This window comes from Planotetraspora kaengkrachanensis, assembly GCF_016862895.1.
Lineage (GTDB): Bacteria > Actinomycetota > Actinomycetes > Streptosporangiales > Streptosporangiaceae > Planotetraspora > Planotetraspora kaengkrachanensis.
On sequence record NZ_BONV01000009.1, the window covers coordinates 153822 to 176817 of the forward strand.

Annotated in this window: 20 protein-coding genes; 11 read left to right on the forward strand and 9 right to left on the reverse strand. The window is 68.9% G+C overall.

The window, feature by feature from the left end; all coding sequences use genetic code 11:
• Nucleotides 1–745 precede the first annotated feature (745 nt).
• Complete coding sequence (locus Pka01_RS13035; protein WP_203882970.1) at nucleotides 746–1387, forward strand: protein-L-isoaspartate(D-aspartate) O-methyltransferase; 642 nt, start codon at nucleotides 746–748, stop codon at nucleotides 1385–1387.
• Nucleotides 1388–1429: 42 nt separating this feature from the next.
• Here Pka01_RS13035 and Pka01_RS13040 read toward each other — a convergent pair whose 3' ends face one another.
• From Pka01_RS13040 to Pka01_RS13050, 3 genes are all read right to left on the reverse strand, one after another.
• The gene (locus Pka01_RS13040; RefSeq protein WP_203882971.1) at nucleotides 1430–1744 is read right to left on the reverse strand and encodes a hypothetical protein; all 315 of its coding nucleotides are present in this window, start codon (nucleotides 1742–1744) and stop codon (nucleotides 1430–1432) included.
• 172 nt (nucleotides 1745–1916) lie between these two features.
• Nucleotides 1917–2753, reverse strand: a complete 837-nt coding sequence (locus Pka01_RS13045; RefSeq protein WP_203882972.1) for a carbohydrate deacetylase — start codon at nucleotides 2751–2753, stop codon at nucleotides 1917–1919.
• The gene (locus Pka01_RS13050; RefSeq protein WP_239114937.1) at nucleotides 2753–4141 is read right to left on the reverse strand and encodes an MFS transporter; all 1389 of its coding nucleotides are present in this window, start codon (nucleotides 4139–4141) and stop codon (nucleotides 2753–2755) included. The genes Pka01_RS13045 and Pka01_RS13050 overlap by 1 nt, the downstream gene beginning before the upstream one ends.
• Before the next feature lie 266 nt (nucleotides 4142–4407).
• On the opposite strand from Pka01_RS13050, the gene Pka01_RS13055 reads away from it, so the two are divergent.
• Nucleotides 4408–4644, forward strand: coding sequence for a hypothetical protein (locus tag Pka01_RS13055; RefSeq protein WP_203882973.1), 237 nt, complete (start codon nucleotides 4408–4410; stop codon nucleotides 4642–4644).
• A 47-nt stretch (nucleotides 4645–4691) separates the two neighbouring features.
• On the opposite strand, the gene Pka01_RS13060 is transcribed toward Pka01_RS13055, so the two are convergent.
• Together Pka01_RS13060 and Pka01_RS13065 are read right to left on the reverse strand one after the other, a co-directional pair.
• A complete protein-coding gene (locus tag Pka01_RS13060) occupies nucleotides 4692–5522 on the reverse strand; it encodes an ABC transporter permease (RefSeq protein ID WP_203882974.1) in 831 nt (276 codons plus the stop codon).
• Entirely contained in the window at nucleotides 5519–6457 is a 939-nt protein-coding gene (locus Pka01_RS13065) for an ABC transporter ATP-binding protein (protein ID WP_203882975.1), read from the reverse strand. The genes Pka01_RS13060 and Pka01_RS13065 overlap by 4 nt, the downstream gene beginning before the upstream one ends.
• Nucleotides 6458–6682: 225 nt before the next feature.
• On the opposite strand from Pka01_RS13065, the gene Pka01_RS13070 reads away from it, so the two are divergent.
• The 6 genes from Pka01_RS13070 (at nucleotide 6683) to Pka01_RS13095 (ending at nucleotide 12044) form a co-directional block, all read left to right on the forward strand.
• Nucleotides 6683–7882 carry a sensor histidine kinase gene (locus Pka01_RS13070; RefSeq protein ID WP_203882976.1) on the forward strand — a complete coding sequence of 400 codons (1200 nt, stop codon included), beginning with the start codon at nucleotides 6683–6685 and terminating at the stop codon, nucleotides 7880–7882.
• Nucleotides 7879–8580 carry a response regulator gene (locus Pka01_RS13075; protein WP_203882977.1) on the forward strand — a complete coding sequence of 234 codons (702 nt, stop codon included), beginning with the start codon at nucleotides 7879–7881 and terminating at the stop codon, nucleotides 8578–8580. The genes Pka01_RS13070 and Pka01_RS13075 overlap by 4 nt, the downstream gene beginning before the upstream one ends.
• Before the next feature lie 197 nt (nucleotides 8581–8777).
• Complete coding sequence (locus tag Pka01_RS13080; RefSeq protein ID WP_203882978.1) at nucleotides 8778–9731, forward strand: ABC transporter ATP-binding protein; 954 nt, start codon at nucleotides 8778–8780, stop codon at nucleotides 9729–9731.
• A gap of 26 nt (nucleotides 9732–9757) precedes the next feature.
• A complete protein-coding gene (locus Pka01_RS13085) occupies nucleotides 9758–10552 on the forward strand; it encodes an ABC transporter permease (protein WP_203882979.1) in 795 nt (264 codons plus the stop codon).
• Nucleotides 10553–10593: 41 nt separating this feature from the next.
• Nucleotides 10594–11388, forward strand: coding sequence for an ABC transporter permease (locus Pka01_RS13090; protein WP_239114948.1), 795 nt, complete (start codon nucleotides 10594–10596; stop codon nucleotides 11386–11388).
• Nucleotides 11389–11597: 209 nt separating this feature from the next.
• Nucleotides 11598–12044 carry a hypothetical protein gene (locus Pka01_RS13095; RefSeq protein WP_203882981.1) on the forward strand — a complete coding sequence of 149 codons (447 nt, stop codon included), beginning with the start codon at nucleotides 11598–11600 and terminating at the stop codon, nucleotides 12042–12044.
• 95 nt (nucleotides 12045–12139) lie between these two features.
• Here Pka01_RS13095 and Pka01_RS13100 read toward each other — a convergent pair whose 3' ends face one another.
• Nucleotides 12140–12307 carry a hypothetical protein gene (locus Pka01_RS13100; RefSeq protein WP_203882982.1) on the reverse strand — a complete coding sequence of 56 codons (168 nt, stop codon included), beginning with the start codon at nucleotides 12305–12307 and terminating at the stop codon, nucleotides 12140–12142.
• Between the two features lie 141 nt (nucleotides 12308–12448).
• Between Pka01_RS13100 and Pka01_RS13105 the strand changes: the two genes are divergently transcribed.
• Nucleotides 12449–14053, forward strand: coding sequence for a pentapeptide repeat-containing protein (locus Pka01_RS13105; protein ID WP_203882983.1), 1605 nt, complete (start codon nucleotides 12449–12451; stop codon nucleotides 14051–14053).
• 29 nt (nucleotides 14054–14082) lie between these two features.
• Here Pka01_RS13105 and Pka01_RS13110 read toward each other — a convergent pair whose 3' ends face one another.
• Nucleotides 14083–16047: a CHASE3 domain-containing protein gene (locus Pka01_RS13110; protein ID WP_203882984.1), complete on the reverse strand. Its 1965-nt coding sequence runs from the start codon at nucleotides 16045–16047 to the stop codon at nucleotides 14083–14085.
• A 127-nt stretch (nucleotides 16048–16174) separates the two neighbouring features.
• On the opposite strand from Pka01_RS13110, the gene Pka01_RS13115 reads away from it, so the two are divergent.
• Complete coding sequence (locus Pka01_RS13115; RefSeq protein ID WP_203882985.1) at nucleotides 16175–17188, forward strand: sensor histidine kinase; 1014 nt, start codon at nucleotides 16175–16177, stop codon at nucleotides 17186–17188.
• Between the two features lie 165 nt (nucleotides 17189–17353).
• Entirely contained in the window at nucleotides 17354–19108 is a 1755-nt protein-coding gene (locus tag Pka01_RS13120) for a glycoside hydrolase family 15 protein (RefSeq protein ID WP_203882986.1), read from the forward strand.
• Between the two features lie 144 nt (nucleotides 19109–19252).
• Here Pka01_RS13120 and Pka01_RS13125 read toward each other — a convergent pair whose 3' ends face one another.
• Nucleotides 19253–20962 carry a serine/threonine-protein kinase gene (locus tag Pka01_RS13125; RefSeq protein WP_203882987.1) on the reverse strand — a complete coding sequence of 570 codons (1710 nt, stop codon included), beginning with the start codon at nucleotides 20960–20962 and terminating at the stop codon, nucleotides 19253–19255.
• 1024 nt (nucleotides 20963–21986) lie between these two features.
• A complete protein-coding gene (locus Pka01_RS13130) occupies nucleotides 21987–22976 on the reverse strand; it encodes a CE1 family esterase (protein WP_203882988.1) in 990 nt (329 codons plus the stop codon).
• Between the last annotated feature and the right edge of the window lie 20 nt (nucleotides 22977–22996).

Genomic DNA, 22996 nt, shown 5'->3' on the forward strand with positions numbered 1-22996 from the left:
CGTCTCATTTGTTGAGATCTTTGGCCGAGGACGCGGCAACTAGGACGGCCCCGCCCCTGGATCGCCGCCCCGGATTTCACGCACACTGACGACATCCGCGCCGCGGCCCCGACCTGCAGAAAAAGGAATGGGAGCCGCATCACGGCTCCCGGCTCGCCGAATTCACCGGCATGCCCGACCGCTCACCCTGGCCCCGCGAGACGGGACGGCACCGGTTCCACCGCGCGATCGGACCGGGTTCACAAGAAAGTCCAGGTTAAGCCGCACCTCGATGCCCATAGGCCGGAATGGCGCTCCACGATGCGCCCTCGTTTCGTTACCATGCGTCACGAAGCCGCGCCCGGGCGGCCCGGTTCATTTAACCTCGAATAAATATGTGCGTAACAAATTCCGGCGTAACCTGGATCAGGCTCGGATCACGAATTCGGAGCACCGGCATTTATTCGGTCGCGTCCGTGGAGCTGCTCGATTTCCGGCCCGGCCACGTCTTAATGCGAATGGAAAGACGTTCGCGATCCCGGGCGCCTTCAACGCATCCGGCTGAAGGCGGATCGCCGCTGCCGGGCCATGGGGACGCCGTTACTCCACGCGCCCTCCCCCAGAGGGTTCGGCCGGTCCGCGGGTAAGCTCATCAGGCCAGGCAGTGCCCTTGCGCCAGGTCGTTCGCCGAGAACCTCGGCTCCCTCCGGGCCGGCCTCAGGCGCACCGGCGTGATCACTCTCCGGTGAGCGGAAGGGGGGTCCACGTGGCCGGACCCGCTTCCCCCGAGGATCTTGTCCGAGCCGTCCGGGCGGCGGGGGTCCGCGACGAGCGACTGCTCCAGGCGTTCCGCGCCGTACCGCGAGCAGGATTCATACCTGCCGACGATGCCGCAGCCGCATACGACGACGTTCCCCTCCCGATCGCTCACGGGCAGGTGACCACGCAGCCATCGCTGTCGGCGAGGATGATCGAGGGCCTCGGCCTCACCGGGGACGAGCATGTGCTGGAGATCGGCACCGGAGTCGGCTTCCAGACCGCGCTGCTCGCTCGCCTGTCCCACGATGTCGTGAGCATCGACATGTGGCCAGATCTCGTTCAGCAGGCTCGGCGGAACCTGGCCCGCAATGGCGTGGACAATGTCGAACTGCTGCTCGGGGACGGGAGCGGCGGAGTTCCGGAGCACGCCCCGTACGACGCCGTCGTCGTGTCCGCGGCGTTTCCCGAGGTTCCCCCGCCGCTGATCGGACAGCTTGAGCACGGCGGCCGCCTCGTACAGCCCATCGGACCGGGCGGGCGGGAGGAGGTCGTCCTGTTCCGGCGCACCACCACCGGGCTGGAGCGCCAAGAGGTGCTGACGCCGGCCAGCTTCGTCCGCCTCCGCGGACGGTACGGCTTCACGTCCTGACCAGAGCAGGCAGGCGGCGGCACCGTTCTCTCAGGACGTCGCTCAGGACGTGGTCTCTCTCAGGACGTCGTCGGCCATGGACGCGAGCAGGGCGGCGGCGGCTGAGATCTCCTGCAGCTGCTCGGCCGTCAGCGCTTCGAGGGCGGCGCGCAGTTCGTCGAGGTCACCGCGGTAAGCAGACCCCATCGCGCCCTGCGCGGCCAGGGTCTGCCGCATCCGGGCGAGTTCCGCCGCCGCCCTGCGCGCGGCAGGTTCGGCCATCTCGAGCGCCTCGGACAACGCCCGGCCGGCGCGGCCCATTACCTCGGAAATCTCCCGCAGCCACTCGGGGCTGCCACCAGGTGGATGTTCGCTCATGCACCGATCTTCCCTCCTGGCCGACGCGTGAGCACGTCATCGCGGCCGTATTCCGCCATTCCCGTCGTTGTGGCGGCGGCTGATGGCGCCCTGTCCGCGGTGCCGCCGAGTGCGCATTGATGGTCGCCGGGGGCGAAGACCGGCGAGGCAACGCCTTTACATCGTAGATTTATTACGATCCTGTCCACCAGTCTCCGACGACTTCGACGCCCTCGCTCTCGAGGGCCCTGTGCCACACCGGGTCACGCAGCAGCCGCGCCTCCCAGGTCCGCACGATGCCGTCCGGTCCCGTGACCGCGTCCTCGCGGGACGGGTGGAGGAACAACTCGCTCGTGCCCTCGGGGAGGGCCACGAGCCGGTGGAGGTAGTCGTCACGCAGCCGCTCGTAGGCGCCGAGCTCGTGTGCCGGGCGCCGGTTGGTCGCGATCGTCTGCGGGATCGACACCCCGAGCGCGTCGGCGAGGGCGACCCCGCGCTCGTGCGCCGCCGACAACTGCGGCGGCAGTGGCCCGCCGACGTACGGCTCCGGGTCACGGGGCAGCCGGAAGGCGAGGCCGTGACGCGCGCACCACTCGAGCGTCTCGGTGAGCCACGATCGGCCGTGCAGGCCGTACAGGGTGCCGGCATGGGAGTCCGCCCCTTCGGGCGTAAGGCCCCGGTCGCGCATCCATCGCAGCTGCGCGCCCGCCTCCCGGATCACGTCCTCGGCCTCGCCGCGGGCCCCCAGAGCCGAAGGTTCGTCAGTGAGCGTCCCGTCCGGATCGACAAGGCTCGCCGCACCGTCCAGGGGCCGCCAGCGTGGAAGCCCGCGCTCGCTCGTGAGCGTCACGTGCAGCCGCGGCACGACGCCGAGCTCCCGGACCCGGTCCGCGGCCCGCTCCGCGGCCGGCGAGACGGCGATGAGCGTCGTCGCGCTGACATGCCCCTCGGCGAGCAGCGCGACGACGACCTCAGTCGTCCCGGGCTCACGGCCGAGATCGTCGGCCGTGATCACGACCCTTCGGGTCATCAGCTGCGCTCCGCGGCGGACTCGTTCACGGGACCGTCCGGCGGCGGCTCGGCCGGGGCATCCGCCGCGGGCGGCGTCTCGAGCGGCACCGAGACGAATCGCGCCGCGACGGCCCCGATCGCCGTCAGCACGAACGGGTAGACGCACAGGTACACCCGGAACGCGAGTCCTGCGTCGGTGCCGGGATCGTCACCTGAGTTGTAGCCGAAGAACACGCCCAGGGACGTGAGCGCGAGTCCCGTCACGATCCCGTTGAGGCGGCTGAAGAAGCCGAACGCGGACAGGAAGAGCCCTTCGCGGTGCTCCCCGTTGCGTGACGCGTCGGCGTCCAGCACGCGCGCGACGATGAGGTCGTTCGTCGCGAGCATCCCCGACCACCCGACGCCGACGAGCGCACCCGCGGCGATCGCCGTGACGAGGTCGACAGCGAAGAACAAGGCCGCGAAGCCGGCAGCCAGGACCGCGAAGGCGAGTCGCCAGGTCCACAGGGCGCCGCGCCGCGCGACGACGCGCGTCCACACCGCGAGGCCGCCCGCCGAGATGAGGATGACGATGCCCTGAAGGTAGAGCGCGTTCCCGACCGGGAGCCCGAGCGAGTAGCGCACGTACAGCTGGATGCCCGAGAGCACGAGTGCCATGGCGATCCCGTAGCAGGCGCCGGTGAGCCCGACCGTCCAGAACATCGGGTTGCGCACGATCGACCACACGCTGCGCAGCAACTGCGGCCGCTCCCGCGTGGAGTAGCGGGGACTCTCGCGCGCGCCGAGCGCCATGAACACGATCACGACGAGCGCGACCGCGCCGTAGATGATCGCCGTGATCTGGAACCCTTCGGTGGATTCCTCGGTGCCGAACACCTCTGTCGTGAGCAGCGGGGTGACGGCGAGCGAGATCACGAGCGCCACGAGCTGGAAGCCCTGGCGCAGGCTGTTGGCGACGGCGCGGTCGCGCTCCCTCGGGTACAGCTCAGGGAGCAGCGCGCCGTAGTTCGCGTTGAGCATCGAGTCGAAGGCCTCGCACAGGATCGCGAACACCGCGAACCAGAGCAGGAGTCCGACACCCTGCAAGGTCGCCGGCGCGGAGAAGAACGCGATCATGCAGGCCGCGAGCATCGGCGCGCCGACGAGCAGCCACGGCCGGCGTCTGCCGAACCGGCTTCGGGTGCGGTCGGACAGGTGGCCGAGCACCGGATTGTCGAGCGCGTCGATGATCGCGTAGATCACCATGACCGCGCCGTACGCGCGGACGTCGAGCCCGAGAATGTCGACGTAGAAGAGGATCATCGATCCCTTGATCATGTTGATCGGGATCGAGGTGCCGAACATCCCGATGGCGTAACGCCACGCGGGAGTCCTTTCCTGGGTGGAGGCCGTATCGGGCTGGGACACGCGATGACCCTCCTCGCTGGTGCCGTCGGTGTGCGCGGCATCACCTTCCTACTCCAAGGAGAACGCCGGGTGAAGTGCCGTCCCCCGACGACGAATCGTGATGCCCCGGACTCCGCTTCGCGACAGCCGGAGCACCTGGCGATGAGCCTCTGGCGTGGAACTCTTCAGTCAGACGGCACAGCTTCGACGTCGCCGTGGCCGAGAAGTTCGTCGCGACCCGGCCCGGGAAGACGTGCACCGCACCGGTGCACGTGCAGACGAGAAGCATGACCACCGGATCTGAGCGCGAGCGGCTGGCCAACCGGATCCGCACGGGATTCCGCGCGATGCCGGCCGGGCGCGGCGCAGATCTGGCCTACGGACGGCGGCTTCCCGGGCTGCTCCGCGCCGGCGGCCACGCGACCGAGGAGGAGATCGAGCGCCACCTGGCCAACGTGGCGGCCGGCGGCATGGACCTCGCGACCGCGCCGATGGTGTCGGCATGGGGACGCCGTCCGGGGTGAATCGCGCCGCGTTCCCGGGCCGCCCCGGAGACGGCTGGACGGCGGTGTCACGAGTCGCGGCGAGAGAAGCTGAGACTCGCCGCCCCCAGTGCCACGACCACATATACCGTCAGGACCGCGATGGCCGCGGGAGGTGACAGCAGATACGCCGACTCCTGGCCCGCGATCTGGGGAGCGAGGTTGGGAATCAGCACCGAGGCCACCCACAGATGGACGGGCTCGGGCAGCATGTGCGCGAACATCGGCACCACCAGGGTGAGTGCCCCCATCACCGCTGTCGTCGCCGCCGCCGACCGCAGGACCACTCCCAGTCCCAACGCCACGAGGCCGGTGGCGAGGGTGGTGACGGCCGTACCGGCCGCGGAAGGGACCGACTCCCACCAGTGAGCCCAGGGATTGAGCGGTGCGGGCCGGTCACCGAGGATGAGCATGGCGCCGATCTGTGACAGGCCCGCGAACAGCACGCCGCCGGCAAGGGCTACGCAGGCGACCACCACGGTCTTGGCGGCCAGCAGCAGCCGCCGCTGGGGAACCACGACCAGGCTGGGCGCGATGGACCCGGTCGAGTACTCGGACGTGATGGCCAGGACACCGAGCGAGCCGATGAAGAACGCCACGAGCGGCATGACGGCGACGGCTGGATCGGCGCTCTCGAAGGACGCCTGCTCCTGCGGTGTGGCCTGATCGTAGGAGGCGACGTGGCTCATGATGACGACCAGGCCGATCAGGGTGCACGCGGCCGCTCCGGCCCAGACCGCCCACGTGGAGCGCATGGTCCGGAGCTTGAGCCATTCCGCCGCGACGACGTCCATCACGGATGTGACCCCGGCCACGGCCGTTTCGGCCGGGGCATTCCTCGGCGGTGCTGTCTGCGTCATGCGGATCCCAGGCCCTTTCTGCCGCCGCCGCGATGGTCGGCGGTGCGATGGTCGGCGGCCTCGTCGGTCATTTCGAGGTAGATGTCCTCGAGCGTGGCGCTGCGCTGCGTCAGCTCGTGAATCGGGATGCGCCGCTCGGCGGCGAGATCGCCGATCGTGGCGGTGTCGGCGCCCGTCACGACAAGGCGGTCCTGCGGCCCTGACGACACCGACATGCCGGCGGCCTGCAGGATCCCGCCCAGTTCCAGGTGCCTCGGGGATCGGACCAGGACGTCGCGGTAGAAACGCTTGGCGAGGTCCTCCATCGAGGACTCGGCGATCAGCCTGCCCCGTCCGATGATGAGCACGTGGTCGACGGTCAGGGCCATCTCGCTCATCAGGTGACTGGACAGCAGAACCGTCCGGCCTTCCGCGGCGAGCGTGCGCATCAGGCCGCGCATCCAGCGGATGCCCTCGGCGTCCAGGCCGTTCACCGGTTCGTCCAGCAGGATGACGCCGGGATCGCCGAGCAGTGCCGCCGCGATGCCGAGCCGCTGCCGCATGCCGAGCGAGAATCCCCCGACACGCTTGTGCGCCACGCCCTGCAGCCCCATCTGCTCCAGCAACGTCATGATCCTGGCGGAGGCGATGCGGTGACTGCGGGCCAGGCAGGCGAGATGCTTGAACGCGGTGCGCCCCGGATGCAAGGTGCCGGCGTCGAGCAGCGCGCCCACCTCGTACAGCGGGCGGCTGATCTCCGCGTATCGACGCCCGTTGACCAGGGCCACGCCGGACGTCGGGCCATGCAGGCCCACGATGACGCGCAAGGTCGTGGATTTCCCCGCGCCGTTGGGCCCGAGAAAGCCCGTCACCCTCCCGGGGGAGACCTGGAAGGACAGCCGGTCCAAGGCGAGCGTGGAGCCGTATCGCTTCGTCAACTCTCTTACTTCGATCACATGAACACGGTGACGAATCCACCCCTCCCGGCGCGTCTGGCCGAGGTCGGAACTTCCGCGTCCGTCTACGGGCGTACACAGGCGACTACCGGCTCAGGCCTGGGGTGCATGCGGCGCGGGGCGGCGGCGCGGCGTGCACGAGCCGGCGGTATGGCCCCGGGTGGATGCGGGATGTCCTACCACGGGCAGATGCCGGATGATCTGGTGAGGGGATACCTTCTCGTCATGACGTGGGCTCGGCGGCTTGACGGGCGGGACGTCGCCGACGTGGCGGCGGCGGTCCTCATGGCGCTGATCGTCGCGTACACCCTCGTCGATCCGCCGGGGCAGTTGTCATCGTGGCCCACGTGGTCCGCCTGGCCGGTGGCGGCGGTCGTCAGCTTTCCGATTGCGATGCGGCGGCGCCGGCCACGGGCCATGCTCGCCCTCGCGTGCACCACGGGGGTGCTCGCGACCGTGACCGGTGCCGCCGTGGTCGGCGCGATCTCGGTGACTTTCACTCCCACCGTGTTCGTGCTCTACATGGTGGCGGCCACCACCTCGGTCGTCTGGTCGTTGACGGGCTTGGCGGCCTGCCTGTCCGCCGCGGTGACCGCGGTCCTGATCTTCTATGCGCAGGTGCTCCCCGGTCTCGCCCCCGCGGCGTCGCCCACTGAGCTGCCGCCGTACTGGCCGGTCGAGATCGGCGTGATCGGTGTCCTCCTGACCGCCGTGTGGGCCGTCGGGGCCGTCGTCCGCTGGAAGCGGGAGACGACCGCTCGCCTCGTTCGTCACCTCGCCGAGGCCGCGGTGGCCGACGAGCGCAGGCGCATCGCCAGGGAACTGCATGACGTCATCGGCCACAGCATGAGCCTGATCACCGTCAAGGCCACCGTGGCCAACCATGTCGCCGACGCCCGTCCGCAGGAGGTGCGCGCCGCGCTGGCCGTCATCGAGCAGACCAGCCGGAGCACGCTCAACGAGATCCGCCGAGTGCTGAACCTCCTGCGCTCCGACGGCGATCCCCAGCAGGCCCATGTGCCCGTTCCCGGCATGGCGGACCTGCCCGAGCTGGCCGCCCACGCCCGCTCGGCCGGAGTCGAGGTGGACCTGACCGTCCGCGAAGAGGTGGCGCTGCCTCCCGCGGTCGCGGTGTCGGTGTACCGAATCGTGCAACAGGCCCTGACCAACGTCGTCACCCACGCCGCGCCCACCCGCTGCTCGGTCACCGTCGACGTCGACGGGCGGGAGGCCGTGATCGAGGTCGTCGACGACGGCTCCCGCCATGCCCGGCCGCCGCGAGCGGGCCGAGGCGGTCACGGCCTCATCGGCATGCGCGAGCGCGCCAACATGTACGGAGGCACGTTCAGCGCGGGCCGCCGGCCCGAAGGAGGCTTTCGCGTGTCAGCACGTCTGCCCTACGACCCGACCGGCACCGAGGCATGACCGCCGGCACCGCTTCGCACCCGCCACCGCCCGTCCGGGTCCTGCTCGCCGAGGACCAGGTCCTGGTCCGCGACAGTTTCAAGGTGCTCATCGACGCCACACCGGGGATGACCACGGTGGGCGAGGCCGGCACCGGCGTCGAAGCCGTGCTCATGGCCCGCCAACTGCGACCCGACGTCGTTCTCATGGACGTGCGCATGCCGGACATGGACGGCATCGAGGCGACCCGGCAAATCTGCGCCGACCCCGCGTGTTCCGGCGTGCGCGTGCTGATCGTCACCACGTTCGACCTGGACGAATACGTGTACGCGTCCCTGCGGGCAGGTGCGAGCGGCTTCCTCCTCAAGAGCGCCACCGCGACCGAACTCCTGGCCGCCATCCAGGTCGTCGCCTCCGGCGAAGCCCTGCTCGCGCCCACGGTGACCCGCCGGCTGATCACCGAATTCCTGCAGGGCCCTCCCCTCGCCCCGGTCGTGCGAGACCTCGGCGCCGTCACCCCGCGCGAGCGGGAGGTGCTCACCCTCATCGGCAGGGGAATGTCCAACTCCGAGATCGCCGAATACCTTCACCTCACCGTCGGCACGGTCAAGACCCACATCGGCCGTCTCCTGGCCAAGCTGCACGCCCGGGACCGGGCCCAACTCGTCATCGCCGCCTACGAAGGCGGGCTCATCGCCATCCCGGACGGACGCCGGTAACCGGTCTCCGTGCGGGGCGGGCTTCGTCTCCATCTCTGCGCGGTTCACCTTGCACGCACATGCGTCTGACGGTCGACCGAATCACTTAAATATCCAACTGATCGACGAATCAACAGGGCGAAATCTTGAAATAAGTCTGCACGCTGAGTACATTCGGGCTCCGGCGCGCCCGTAATTCCCGCTGCGGAGGAGCATGGATGACCGACTCGTCGACAGTGCTGATCGATGCGCAGGGGCTGCGGAAGGTCTACGGCCGGCCGGGAGACAAGGCGGGTTTCACGGCCGTCGACGGGATCGACTTCCAGGTGCGCCGGGGAGAGGCCTTCGGGGTGCTCGGCGCGAACGGAGCCGGGAAGTCGTCGACCATGCGCATGATCGCTTGCGTGTCTCCGCCCACGGCGGGGAGTCTGCGCATCCTCGGCTACGACAGTGGCGCCGACGGAGCGAAGATCCGGGCGCGACTCGGCGTCGTGCCACAGGACGACACGATCGACACCGAACTGACCGTGCGCGAGAACCTCCTGATCTACGGCCGCTATTTCGGGCTGTCATGGAAGGTTCTGCGCGAGCGGAGCACGCGACTGCTGGAGTTCACCCGCCTGTCCGAGAAGGCCGATGACGCGGTCGCGACCCTCTCCGGCGGCATGCGGAGGCGGCTCACCATCGCACGCGCCCTCATCAACGAGCCTGAGATCGTGCTGCTCGACGAGCCGACGACCGGGCTCGACCCGCAGGCCCGCCACCTGCTCTGGGAGCGGTTGTTCCAGCTCAAGCAGGACGGCGTGACCTTGTTGCTCACCACGCATTACATGGACGAAGCCGAGCAAATATGCGACAGGCTGGTGGTGATGGACGCCGGCAAGATCGTCGCCGAGGGCGCGCCCGCCGAGCTGATCGCCCGCTACACCCTGCGCGAGGTGCTGGAGTTGCGGTTCGCCCCGGGAGAGCGGCAGATCATGACCGACAAGTGCCGCGGCCTCGCCGAGCGCATGGAAGAACTGCCTGACCGGCTTCTGCTCTCCACTGACAACGGCGAGGAGACACTGAGCGCCGTGCACCGGCAGGGCGTCCAGCCGCTGACGGCGCTGGTCCGGCGGTCCAGCCTGGAGGACGTCTTCCTCACCCTGACCGGACGTTCTCTTCTCGACTGATCCCCCAGCGACCGCACCGAGGAGACATGCACACACTCGCCAGGGCGTTCTCGGCGCCGGCGTTCCGCGAGCTCGGCTACTGGCTGTTCCGCTACCGCCGCACGTGGCGCGGCTCGATCGTGATCAGCATCGGCAATCCGCTGCTCTTCCTGACCGCGCTCGGGCTGGGGCTGGGCACGCTGGTCGACCGCGAGGACAGCGCGTACCTGCACGGCCATTCGTACCTGACGTTCATCCTGCCGGGCATACTGATCGCCGGCGTCATGCAGACCGCCTTCCTCGAAGCGTCCGGCCCCGTCATGCAGAGCGCCATGTCACGCGGCAGCTACCGCGCCGCCGCCTCGACTCCGCTGGAGCCGGCGGGCATCCTGTACGGGCACCTGATGTACTGGATCCTCCGGGCCACGCAGAACGCCGTTCTGTTCACCTGCGTGAGCATGTTCTTCGGCACCGTCGATCCTGCCAGGGCGCCGTTGCTCGTGCTGGTCGCGGTGCTGGTCGCGGTGGCCTTCGCCGCGCCGGCGGCGGCCTGGGCGGTGACCGTGACCCGCCCCTCCCAGATCAACGTGATGTTCCGGTTCGTGGTCCTGCCGCTCTACATGTTCTCCGGCACGTTCTTCCCGATCGAGCAGTTGCCGGTCTCGCTGCAATGGGTGGCGTGGGCGACACCCCTTTGGCACGGCGTCGACCTCGGCCGCACGGTCGCGCTGGGCACGGCCACGCCGTACGGCGTGCTGATCCACATCGGCTACCTGAGCGTGATGGTGGTCATCGGCCTGTACGTGGCCCGCCGTACCTACCGCCGCAAGCTGTACGTCTGAGAAGGCCGTACGTCCGAAAAGAAGGAGGCTTCGTGACGGCGATGCCGACCGGCGCACCCGCCGGGAACCCCGTGCGCCCGGGCCGCGCGTGGACGATGGTCGAGCGCAACCTGATGATCTACCGCCACACGTGGCCGGTCCTGCTCGCCGAGATCTTCGAACCCATGTTGTACCTGCTGGCGTTCGGCGTGGGCGTCGGCCTGCTCGTCGGCGACGTGCCGGGCCTGGGCGCCTCGGTTTCCTATCCGCAGTTCGTGGCCCCGGCACTGCTCGCCACCGCCGCGATGAACGGGGCCATGAACGAGACCACGTTCAACATGTACGGCAAGCTCACCACGGACAAGACGTACGAGTCGATCCTCACCACGCCCATGTCGGTCCGCTCTGTGGCGCTGGGCGAGGTCTTCTGGGCCCTCGTGCGCGGGGCCATCGTCGCCACCGTGTTCCTGGTCGTCGTGAGCATCTTCGGCCTGGCCGAACTGCCCGGGGCGCTCCTGGTCATCCCGAGCGCTCTGCTCATCGGATTCGCCTTCGCCGCGATGGGGCTGCTCACGGTGACGTTCCTACGGAGCTGGCAGGACTTCCAGCTGATCCAACTGGTGATGCTCCCCATGTTCCTGTTCGCCACCACCTTCTTCCCGCTGAGCGTCTACCCGCGTGCGGTCCAGGTGTTCGTGGAGGTCCTTCCGCTCTACCACAGCGTCGAGTTGGTCCGGGCGGCCTTCCTCGGCACCGGCGGCGGGTACCCCGCCATCGCCGTGATCTATCTCGCCGTGCTCGGCGTCGTGGCGCTGGCCATCGCCGTACGCCGATTGGAAGACACGTTGCGTCCCTAACGTGACAACGGCTTCCGGCCGGCGATCCGGCAGTTCCTCTGGCCGATAATCCGGACGACCTTTATGAGGGAAAAACCCTGAGAACGACACGATAATTAGCAAATGGCCAGATGTGGCCATATTTCAATAGATGTCGAGTCCTATGGTCATTGAGCGTTAGAGTCACCATGCGTAAACCCTCCAGTCAGCGACATCTCGCAAGGAGCCGCATGAGACGCAAGATCGTCACCGGCCTGACCACGCTGGCAGCTTCCGTCCTCCTGCTCGCGATCCCGACGCCCGCGCACGCGGTGATAGGCGGCGACGTGATCCGTCACGACAGCATCCAGAATCTGATCATCGCCAAGGGCCTGTCCTTCTCCCCCAACGGCCAGGGTGGCAACTGCGACGTCTGGAACAAGAACGGCGGATCCACCTACACCTACCTGGACACGAACAACAACTGCTCGACGGCCAGCATGAACGGCAAGACCTACAGCTGGACGGTCTGGAACGACACCGACGTCTTCACCATGCAGTTCGAGGCCTACTGGGTGAGCATGCACGGCACCTGGAGACGCGTCGGCGCCAACGTTTACACCAGAATCCACGACAACGAGAACGCGGTCTGCGAGCTCGAGTCAGATGGCGTCAACTGCTACGTGAGCTACGGCTGACCGTAGGGCGACCCGGTTCAGACCGCCCTCCCGCGGATCCGGTGACCCGCCCGCGCGGGGACGGCCTGGCCTGTACAAGCGTTTCGCTCGAACACTTACCTTTCCGGTAACCGGCCACCGGAATCGACACGAGTGATCCGCCCGAACATTTTCTGGTTCACCAACGCGCCGGAAAAGAAAACACCGCTACCGGTTCGGCTGCGCCACAGTGCGTCATTCTCGATCTTGACGGACAGGCCCGGAACGGGCGGCGTGTTCTCCATCAAAGGTTTATCAAGAGGCTATTTCTGCCTCTCGGGCCGAACAGTTCCATTACTCACCAGATAGTGATTATCTGGATACACCGTGTTACCGTTCGATGGTCATTCAGCGCCTCGATACGCGACCTTGGGTGCCACGTTGCCATGACATCCCGGCTGAAGCTCGCTCTGCTCGACGCCGCCTGGACGACGTGCGGCCTCTCGCCCGACTGCCTGGGCGCGGCCTGGGAGCCGTACGACCGATGCCTCGCGCATCTGGACCCGGTGGAGCTGGAGAGTGTGCTGCGGGGGTTGCTCCCCGGCCAGGGCATCGATCTGCGCGGCACCACTCTGGAAGAGGACCTGCTCACGCACGTCCTCGAGCGCGTCGAGCGCCGCCTGGGCAGAGCGCGGTTCGACCACGCGGTCTTCACAGGGCCGGCGCGCTTCCGCGAGGTCGCCTTCGCCGGCGACGCGACCTTCGACCACGCCCGCTTCGATCACCTCGCCTCGTTCTTCGGGACGAGCTTCTCCGGAAACGTGTCTTTCGGCGAAGCCCGGTTTCACCGCGAGTTCTCCCTGCACGGCGCCCAGGTACGCGGTCATGGCCGCTTCGACCGCATTCTCGTCGCCGGCGACGCCCTCTTCGGCGAGGCCCGGTTCGACGAGGACACCTCGTTCCGCGGCGCGGAGTTTCGTGGATTCGCCGCGTTCGACGGAACGGCGTTCGCCGGGGATGCCGCCTTCCGTGGTGCCCGTTTCCGCCGGGCCGTCTCCTTTCGCGCCGCGGTCGTCGGGAGGATCGCCGGGTTCGACGGCCTGCGCTTCCACGGCCCGGCCTATCTCGGTCCGATGGTTGTCGGGCGGCGACTGTCGCTCTCGGACGTACGCGCCTGCGGGCCGCTTCATCTCGACACCGGCGGTTGCCGGGTGACCCTGCGCGCCGCGGTCGTCACCGGCCCGTTCACCGCGCGCCTGTCAGCCGCGGAGATCGACCTGCGGGGCGCGACGCTCACGGGGACGTCGGACATCACCCGGAAGTCGGGACGGTTGCGTGTGACGTCACTCGACAACCTCGACGCCACCACACTCACGCTCAGCGGTGCCGATCTCCGTACATGCGGCCTCGGCGGGCTCCGCCGACCCGAGGGGCTGCGTCTGTCGGAATGCCTGTTCGACACGACCCCGGCCGGTGTGAGCTGGTGCCTCGGCTGGCCGCCCGTCCGGTGGTGGGGACGCCGAGTCGTCCTCGCCGACGAACGCCTTTGGCGGGGCTGGCCGCTGAGCGATCCGGAGGGGCGCGATGCCGCCGCCGAGCGCGTAAGAGCGAAGCGGCCGGGTTCGGCGCGGGCAGACGCATGGCGCGCCTCCGCGACGAGCCAGGGGAATGAGAGCCATGGTGGCCGGCGCAGTGCGCAGTCGCTCGACGCCGACTGGCTCGGATCTCTGTACGAGCGGCTGCGGCCGGGCGTGCGCGACGCGAAGACCTCGACGGACTTCGCGTTCGGGGCGATGGAGATGCGGCGGCTGAGCAGCCGGCGTGTCCGGGCCAGGGTGCTGCTGTCGCTGTACTGGCTGGCCTCCGGATACGGCCTGCGCGTCGGGCGCGCACTCGGCTGGCTCACGCTGGTGGCGGCACTGGCCGCGGGAACCGTGTGGTGGGCAGCGGGCACGCGTCCGACAAGGCATCGGATCAGCCAACACCCTCACATCGCTGTCGTACGTTCCAAGGCGGTCGTCTCCCCGGATCCAAGAGCACTGCACAAATAGGACGGCCATGCCGACGCCGCGAGCAACGATCACATGCCGTCGATCGGAATCGTCACGAACAGTGACGTGCCTTTCCCCGCGGGACTCTCGATGTGGATCTTGCCGCCGATGGCCTCGACCCGGTCCATCAGACCGACCAGTCCCGATCCATGCCGGGGGTCGGCTCCCCCGACCCCGTCGTCGCGAACGGCGAGCCGCAGCACCGCGTTCTTCACGTTGTCGTCCACATTGAGGTCGACGTGCACCACGGAGGCGTGCCCGTGTTTGGCCGCGTTGGTCAGCGCCTCCGACACCACGTAGTACGCGGTCACCTCGAAGCGTTCCGCCAGGCGCCGGCCGACGTTCACATTAAGCTCGACCGGGACGGCGGAACGGCGTGCGAGTGCCTTGAGCGCGAGCCCGAGGCCACCCTTCGACAGGATCCCCGGATGGAGACCACGCGAGATCTCCTGCAACTCCTCGACGGCGGCGGCCAGACCCCAGGCCGTATGGGACAACTGTTGTTTGAGCGCGTCCTGTTCGGCCGTGACCGCTGCCTCCGCCGTCCGCAGTTCGAGCGCGAGCGAGACGAGGCGCTGCTGCGTACCGTCATGCAGATCGCGCTCGATGCGGCGGCGGGACTCATCGGCGGCCGCGACGACCCGGGCACGGGAGGCGGCGAGTTCGGCGCGGCTCTCGGTGTTGGCGATCGCGGTGGCGGCGAGCTCGGTGAATTCGAGCATGCGCTCCTCGGTGTCTTCGGGCAGCGACTCCGGCGCGGTCGTGCAAGCGAGCAGCACCCCCCAAAGGCGGCCCTCGACCATGATGGGGCTGCCGACCGACATGGTGATCCCCCGCTCTCTCGCCCAAGCGGAGATCGCGCCGGTCGCACACGTGTTGGTCGTCCCACGCGCCGGCCGCCCGGTCCGCGACACCAGCGCTGAGACGCTCTCATCCTCGATCGGCCAGCTCGAGCCCAGCGGCAACATGAACTGCGGGGCGACCGGCTTGCTCCACGCGCCGACGACCGTCATCGTCCCGTCAGGCTCATATCGCTGTATGGCCGCGCAATCCGCAGTCAGGATGTGGCCGATCTCGGCGGCGACCGCGCCGAACACCACGGCCGGCGAGACTGAGCGGGCGACGACCGTGGCGACCCGCCGCAACGCGGCCTGTTCCTCCGCGATGCGACGGAGCTCGTCGCGGCTGTCCTCCAGGGAGCCCGCCATGGTGTTGAACGCCTGCTCGAGTGCGCCGATCTCGCCTGGCGAGGTCGCGGGCATCCGGACGCTCAGGTCCCCCGTAGCGAGGTCGGCGGCCATGAGGGACGCGCGGCGGACCGGCCGGACGATCGACCGGATCATGTAGCCGTTGAAGGTGAGGACGAGGAGGATCGACGCCGCGACACCGGTCGCCGCCGCGATGGTCGCCCGGCGACCGGCTGCGGCGGCGCTGTCCTGGTTCTCCGCGAGAAGCTGCCGATTGAAGGCCACGAACCGGTCGAACTGCCGCCGAATCACGTCGAGGCGGCGTCGCCCGTCTTCGGTCACCGCGGCAGTGCGCACGGATGCGGGGTCTCGTCGCGCCGCCTCCACCGTCGGTATCGAATAGTCGCGAATGTAGGCCTCGATGGCGCGCGTGATCTGGCGCGCCCGTTCTCCCTGACCAGGGTGGCGGGCCGCTGAGAGCCGCTGAAGGGCGGCGGTCTGCTTGGGGATCACGGCCCGAGCGTGGTTCCACGGCTGGAGAAAGCGCTCCTCGCCCGTGAGGACGAACCCGCGCTGACCGGTTTCAAGGTCGACGACGAGCCTTTCGACGTAGTTCGCGCTTACCAGCATCTCCCTGGACTGTCTCCGGAGATCCACCGCCTCGCGCAGACCCGCGAGCGCCAGAACGAGGACCGCGAAGGCGCCGCTGATGAGGATCAAGAGCAGCGCACTCGCGACGACGGTGCGTCCGGTCAGTCCGCCTCGCCAGTCAGCCCATCGCGTACCTCGCCAAACGCGTGCCCCCATGGCGCATCCTCTTGACAAAGACTGTCACCTGTGCTCAGCCTACGCCGCCGGAAACGGTGAACCGAGCCCGGCCGGAACCGTTCCTGCTGGCAGGGAGCGTTCAAGGGGGCGCTGGCATGGAGTCGAAATGGGGGCTGACGGCGAAGACGACGACCGCACCTCCGACGATCGTGGAGGTATGGAGAGCGACTGCCGCACTGACCGACTGCCAGGGGAATCGCGGAGGGACGCCCCGGCCACCGTGCGGACGACGGCCGCGGATCCCAGGAACCCCCTGGGTCCCGTGGACATGGCGCGGGCCGTCCAGACGCGGCTCGCCCAGATCAACGACACCAGGAATCCCGGCGCGCGGGTCCCCGTGCCCGCAGGCCACGGTGAGATCGCGCTGCTCGCCCAGACCATCAACGCCACATTGACGCACCTGGATCACGCCGACGATCAGGCCACCGCGGTGCTCGACCGGCTCGGCCGGTTCGCCGCCGACGCCTCGCATGAGTTGCGCACCCCGGTCGCCGCGCTGCGCGTGGAGCTGGAGGAGTCCCGGCTGCACCCCGAGCTGATGGACCCGTCCGAACTGCTCGACCGCGCGCTGAAAGGCGTCGAGCGGCTGCAAACGATCATTTCGGACCTGCTCCTGCTGGCCCGGCCCGACCTCGTCGCGCTCCCCATGCCCCAGCACGTCGACCTGACGGAACTGATCCTCGACGAGATGTCCCGGCACCCGCGGCACCAGAAGATCCAGCTGTCCGTCGAGACCGACGAGGGAATCATGGTCAATGCCGACCACCTCCAGATCCGCGGGATGCTGGCCATCCTTCTGGACAACGCCTGCCGTCACGCCGAGGGCACGGTGCTGGTCCGCATCCGCCTCCAGGGTGGAGTGGCCGAACTGTCCGTCTCCGAGGACGGCCAAGGCGGCGCGGAAGCCGACCGGCAGCGGAACTTCGAGCCGTTTTCCCGGCTTGACGGCACTCGCTGCCACAGCCATGACGGCAGCGGGCTGAGCCTGGCCATCGCACGGGAGATCGCCCATGGCTGTCAGGGATCCCTGTGGGTCGACGAGGCGCCGGAGCGGGAGGCGCGGTTCGTCGCCCGGATCCCGGTGACCCGGGCAGTCCCCGCACCGGCACTGGGACTGTGAGTCCTCGCCGTCTGCCGGCTTCTCAGCAGGACCGCCGGCATGGGGACGATGGGCTCCTCGGCCCGGCCGACCAGGTGACATGGGCCCCACATGAGGACACGTGCAGGACACGGGCAGGACACGGGCCCCACGATGACGCGCAGCCCGACGAGTAGCGTGGTCCCCATGCGGATCGAGGACTATGCCCTCATCGGCGACACGCAGTCAGCCGCCCTCGTCGGCCGTGACGGATCGATCGACTGGCTCTGCCTCCCCCGGTTCGACTCCCCCTCATGTTTCGCGAAGCTCCTCGGCGACGAATCCAACGGCTTCTGGCGGTTGGCCCCCACCGGGCACCAGATGGCCACGCGCCGCGCGTACTCCAATGACACGCTGATCCTCGAAACCGTATGGGAGACCTCCACGGGAACCGTCAAGGTCATCGACTTCATGCCGCCGCGGCACGCCAACCCCGCGCTGGTCCGGATCGTGGAGGGCGTGTCCGGGACGGTGGACATGACCGCGGAGATCAGCATCCGGTTCGACTACGGCAGGATCGTCCCCTGGGCCCGCCGTTTCGACGGACGCCTCCACGCCATCGGCGGACCCGACTCGGTCTGGATCGACGCGCCCCTCCGCTTGGAGGGCAGCGGCGACCGGCACACCGGCACCTTCACGATCGCCTCAGGGCAACGCCGGTCGTTCGTTTTCACGTGGCACCCTTCGCACCAGCCGCAGCCCTACGGCATCGATGCCGGCGAGCAACTCGCCAAGACCAGCCTGTTCTGGGAGGAGTGGGTCTCCCGCTGCTGGCTCCCGAGTCCCTGCCGCGCCGCCGTAGTCCGCTCCCTCATCACGCTCAAGGCGCTCACCTACAGCCCGACCGGCGGCATCGTGGCGGCTCCCACCACGTCGCTGCCCGAACATCTCGGCGGGGCGCGTAACTGGGACTACAGATATTGCTGGCTGCGCGACGCCGCGATGACACTCGACGCCCTGACCGAATCCGGATACATCACCGAGGCGGGCGCCTGGCTCGACTGGCTGCTCCGCGCCATCGCGGGCCGCCCGGAGGACCTCCAGATCATGTACGGCGTGGCAGGCGAACGGCGCCTGCCGGAGCAGGCGCTCGACTGGCTTGCCGGCTACGAGGGCTCCCGCCCGGTGCGGATCGGCAACGGCGCGGCCGGTCAGCTTCAGCTCGACGTCTACGGCGAGGTGCTCAACTGCTTCTACCGGGCCCGCAAGCTGGGGATGCCGCCCTACGACTACGCCTGGTCCACCGTCTGCAGGCTGATGGACTTCCTCGAGCGCAGCTGGGACCAGCCTGACGAGGGGTTGTGGGAGGTCCGCGGCCCGCGACGGCATTTCGTCCATTCCAAGGTCATGGCGTGGGTGGCGGCCGACCGGCAGGTACGGGCGATCGAAGAGCTCGGCCACACCGGTCCCCTCGACCGCTGGCGGGCCATGCGTGACCGGATCCACGCCGAGGTCTGCGGCAAGGGCTTCGACCCCGATCGCGGCACGTTCACCCAGTCGTACGGCTCCCGCGAACTCGACGCCGCGCTGCTCCTCATCCCGATCGTCGGCTTCCTGCCCCCTGAGGACCCCCGGGTCATCGGCACGATCGACGCGATCGAACGCGAGCTGATGCCCGACGGCTTCGTGCTGCGCTATCCGATGTCCGAGATCAACGACGTCGACGGGCTTCCCGGAGCCGAGGGCGCCTTCCTCGCCTGCAGCTTCTGGCTGGCCGAGGCGCTCGTCCTGATCGGCCGCAAGAGCGAGGCGATGGACCTGTTCGAACGGCTGCTGGCCCTCACCAACGACGTGGGCCTGCTCGCCGAGGAGTACGACCCCGTCCGGGCGCGCCAAATGGGCAACTTCCCTCAGGCGTTCACCCACATCCACCTGATCCGTACGGCCCAGGCGCTCAGCTAGGCCGCTGGAACCACGGAGGTAACGCGATCCACATGCGCCTCGGCACCACCGTGTTCACCGTCGCGTTGGCAGTCCGCCGCACGCTCAACTGGGCCGCCTGCCGAGCGCCTGCCTTCCAGGAGCTTGGGATCGCGCCGACGAAGGTCAGCGTGACAGCCGCAAGCGGATACCGCCGCTGAGAGCCGAATCGTGCAGCTCGATCAGCGCCGGGCGGAAGTTGCCGGGAACCTCGAAGATCAGCGTGCCGGTGAACGATTCGCCGGGGTCGAGCTTCCTTGCACCCGTTTCTGCTCCCACCTTGTCCAGGAGCCTTCGCGCGGAGTACTCGTCCTGCGCCGCGTTGAGGACCTTCTGCTCCGACGCCCCGAACGTCCGGCTCTGCTCTCCGGCGTTGGTGACCTTCACATTGATCCGGCAGGTGCGTTCGGTCGTCACGCGACCGGCCCGCGTGCAGTCGGCCGCGCTCACGGTGAATCGGAACTGCCCGTCGACGCCCGGGCCGGCGGAAGCGGCACCTGGGTCGTCCTTGCGGACCACCGCCGACACGACGGCGGTGACCACGAGGACGAGGACGAGCCACAGCAGGCAGCCCCGGCACCCTCGCCGTTTGGGCCTGGCCGCTGGGGGCCGGGGTGCCGGCTGCGGGACGACAGGCGGCGTCCAGCCGGGCGGTGGACCGGCCGAGGGAGCCGGTACCGGTCCCCCTGCGCCTCCGTGTCCCCACACGCCAGGCGGACCGCTACGGGGCCGGCCATGGTCGTGGGCCGGCATGGCGCCCGGGTAGCCCTGCGAGGGCGCGCCGCTCCGAGGTCCCCACGCGGGCGGGTCGCCGTGAGGTGCGCGCCCAGGCAGGTCGCCGTGAGGTGCCCGCCCAGGCATGCCTCCCTGATGGATGAGCGGAGCCATCACCACCGAGTCCCACGCCTGAGTGAGATGCCGGGTGGCGGCGAGCTGAACCGGCTGGTCGCCCGGCGCGTCCGGGGATCCGACGAGTTCGAGCAGGAGTCGGCGCGCCGACGGGCGTCGCCCTGGATCCGGGTTCAGCGCCTCGGCCACGAGACGGTCAAGCGGGGCCACCAGACCGGAGAGGTCTGGCTGGGCGTGCCGCATTCTGGCGGCCATGACCATCGCGTCCCCTTCGCCGAAGGGATGGCGGCCGAGGGCCGCGTACGCGATCATGCAACCCCACGCGAACACGTCTGCCGCGGGGCTGACGTGGTCGTCGAAGAGTTCCGGCGCCATCCATCCGGCACTGCCGACCACCAAGCCGGCCTGAGTGTGGCCGGAGCCCGCCTCAGCCGAGCGGGCGATGCCGAAGTCGATCACACGGGGCCCGCCCATCGAGAGCAGGACGTTGGATGGTTTCAGGTCGCGATGGATCAGCCCTGCGGCGTGGATCGCGGTGAGCGCCGCAGCCACCCCGACCGCTGTGGCGTGCAGGACGGAAGCCTGAAGTGGCCCGCGCTCGCTCACATAGGCATCAAGCGCCACACCCTCGATGAACTCCGTGACCATGTACAGCATCCCGGCGTCCTCACCATGATCGAGAACACCGGCCGTGCAGAACGAGGCGACCTTCTTCGCGCTGTCGACCTCGGAGAGGAACCGTGCGCGGTATGCCGGATCCACGGCCAGGTCCGCGCGGATGACCTTCACCGCGACGGGTTGGCCGCCGGGCGCCTGCCCCAAATACACGACGCCCATGCCGCCGGAGCCGAGCCGACCGAGCAACCGGTAGTCGCCGATGGCCGCGGGATCTCGGGGCGTCAGGGGACCTTCAGCGACCTGCCGACCCTGGCCCTGGGCCCACTGACCCAAGGCCAGCGTTTCATCCCGCTGGTCGTCCCGATTCAACCCTGAGCCTTCGCATTGCAACTGGTTTGTCCGCACCCTAGCGTGTCCATCGCGTACGCGGATCCGACCGAGCCGCCTCGCAAGACCGTCGGTTCGGCGCCTCACACTGCCGGCTTGGGAACTGACACCACGCGCCCGAGCTGCGGAAACGGTGAGCAGCGCATGCGGCTCGGCTCGCCGCGAGTCCCGGCGAGCAACAGAAGACAGATCGGTATGCCCAATAGACTGCCGCAATGTCGCGGAGAAGCCGGTGGGTGGTTACACCAATAGCCGCAGTCGTGGTCTGCGCATTAGGCGCCGTCGCGTGGGACTGGGGCATCATCCCGCCGTTTCAGCGGTACACGGTCGCCATGCCTCCCGTCACCGCGACTCCCGAGCAGGTCACGTTGGCGTACTTGAGAGCGTTGGACGCGCACGACACGAAAACCGCGCGCGCCCTGTCGACGAAGGACCATCGCCCCGTGACGGACCTGTGGCTTCAGGGGACCACAGGGATATCAGACATCGACATCACGGATTCCCGGGGCGAGAGCGGGGCCACCGTGGCCACCTCGTTCACCACCCATGGAAGTGACGACAGTTTCGTGGATGGGTCCTATTGGGTGTACACCCTCACAAGGGACTCTCGCAGTGGACGTTGGCTCATCAACTCGGAGGGGATGGGCTGATCGCGATCGAAACATTCGGCGCGGTCCGGGACATCACGGGTAACTAGACAAAACGCACGCCGTCGTGCTGACTTACCGCTGGCGCGCCCTCGCTCAGGGCGTCGAACACTCTGACCGCGAAGGCTTCTGTGACGATTTCTCGCACCTCGGCGGGTGTGGCCCAGTGGAACTGCCGGACCTCATCGTTGAAGGAGAGTTGTCGTGAGGCGTACCGCCGGAAGTCGTGGAGTCCGCTTTTCGCATTCAGTCCCCCCACTCGCCCTGACGCCGCATGCGCTCGTCGGGATGTGCGGGAGGACCAGCGGAAACGCAGGCGAGGCCGGGGCACGGCCATCGTGCCCCGGCCTCGCCACGACTCAGTGCAGCGGGTGGGCCCGGAAGAAGTCCCACATCACGGCGGTGGCGGAGATGGTCTGGGTGACGTGCCCGGGGCCGCTGTCGGCCAGTTCGCCGGGCCACGTGTGGCCGCCGCCCTCGATGCGGTAATGAATGACCGCCGAGTGGGCCCGGCAGCCGGTCCACTGGAAGGCGGTGATGTCGTCCTCGGCGAGGATCGTCTGCGGGGCGCCGTCGCAGCCGTCGCGCTCGGCCCACGCGGCGGTCCAGTCGAACACCGGCGGGAGGCCGTCTTCCGGCTCACCCAGGTAGTCGACGATCGAGTCGGCGGTGCCGTGGAAGTCGAGGATCGGCACGGCCCGCCGCGGAGCGCAGTTCTGCTCCCCGGCCTGGTAGAACGCTCCCGAGACCGGTGCGGCGGCCGCGATCCTGCGCGAGAGGCGGCAGGCCAGGACACCGGCGAAGCCTCCGCCGTTGGACTTTCCCGTGACGTAGATGCGGGCCGGGTCGACGCAAAGGGTGCCCTGCAGTTCGTTGAGAAGGTCGCTGACGAACAGCACGTCGTCGGCGCCCGACGCGTAAGGGGCGCCCTGCCACGCGGTGTGGCCGCCCTCGCCTATCAGGCCCAGCGGGTAGACGGCGATCGCGTCGAGCGCCGAGATGCCGGTGAACCCTTCGATCTGCTCACTGCTGCCTTTGCGGCCGTGGAACGCCATGACCAGCGGCGTCTTCCTCCCGGGTCGGTAGCCCTCGGGAAGGTGCAGAACGTAGGAGCGCGTCACGCCGCCGGAGACGATGGTGCGCTGCTCCGAGACCCCGGGCTCCGCCGTGGGCGCCCGCCGGCAGCCTCGGGTCGGGACCGGGTGGTCGACGACCCCGGCCTCATGCCCGCGCGGACCGGCCTGCCGTACGGGTTCCGCCGACGCGGGCGTCACGGCGGCCGCGGTGAGTCCCACGACGAGCGCGGCCGACGCCGCGACGCGTAGGAGTTTGGGGGTGAACGTGCGCATGCTGAACCAGCCTTCCGCCG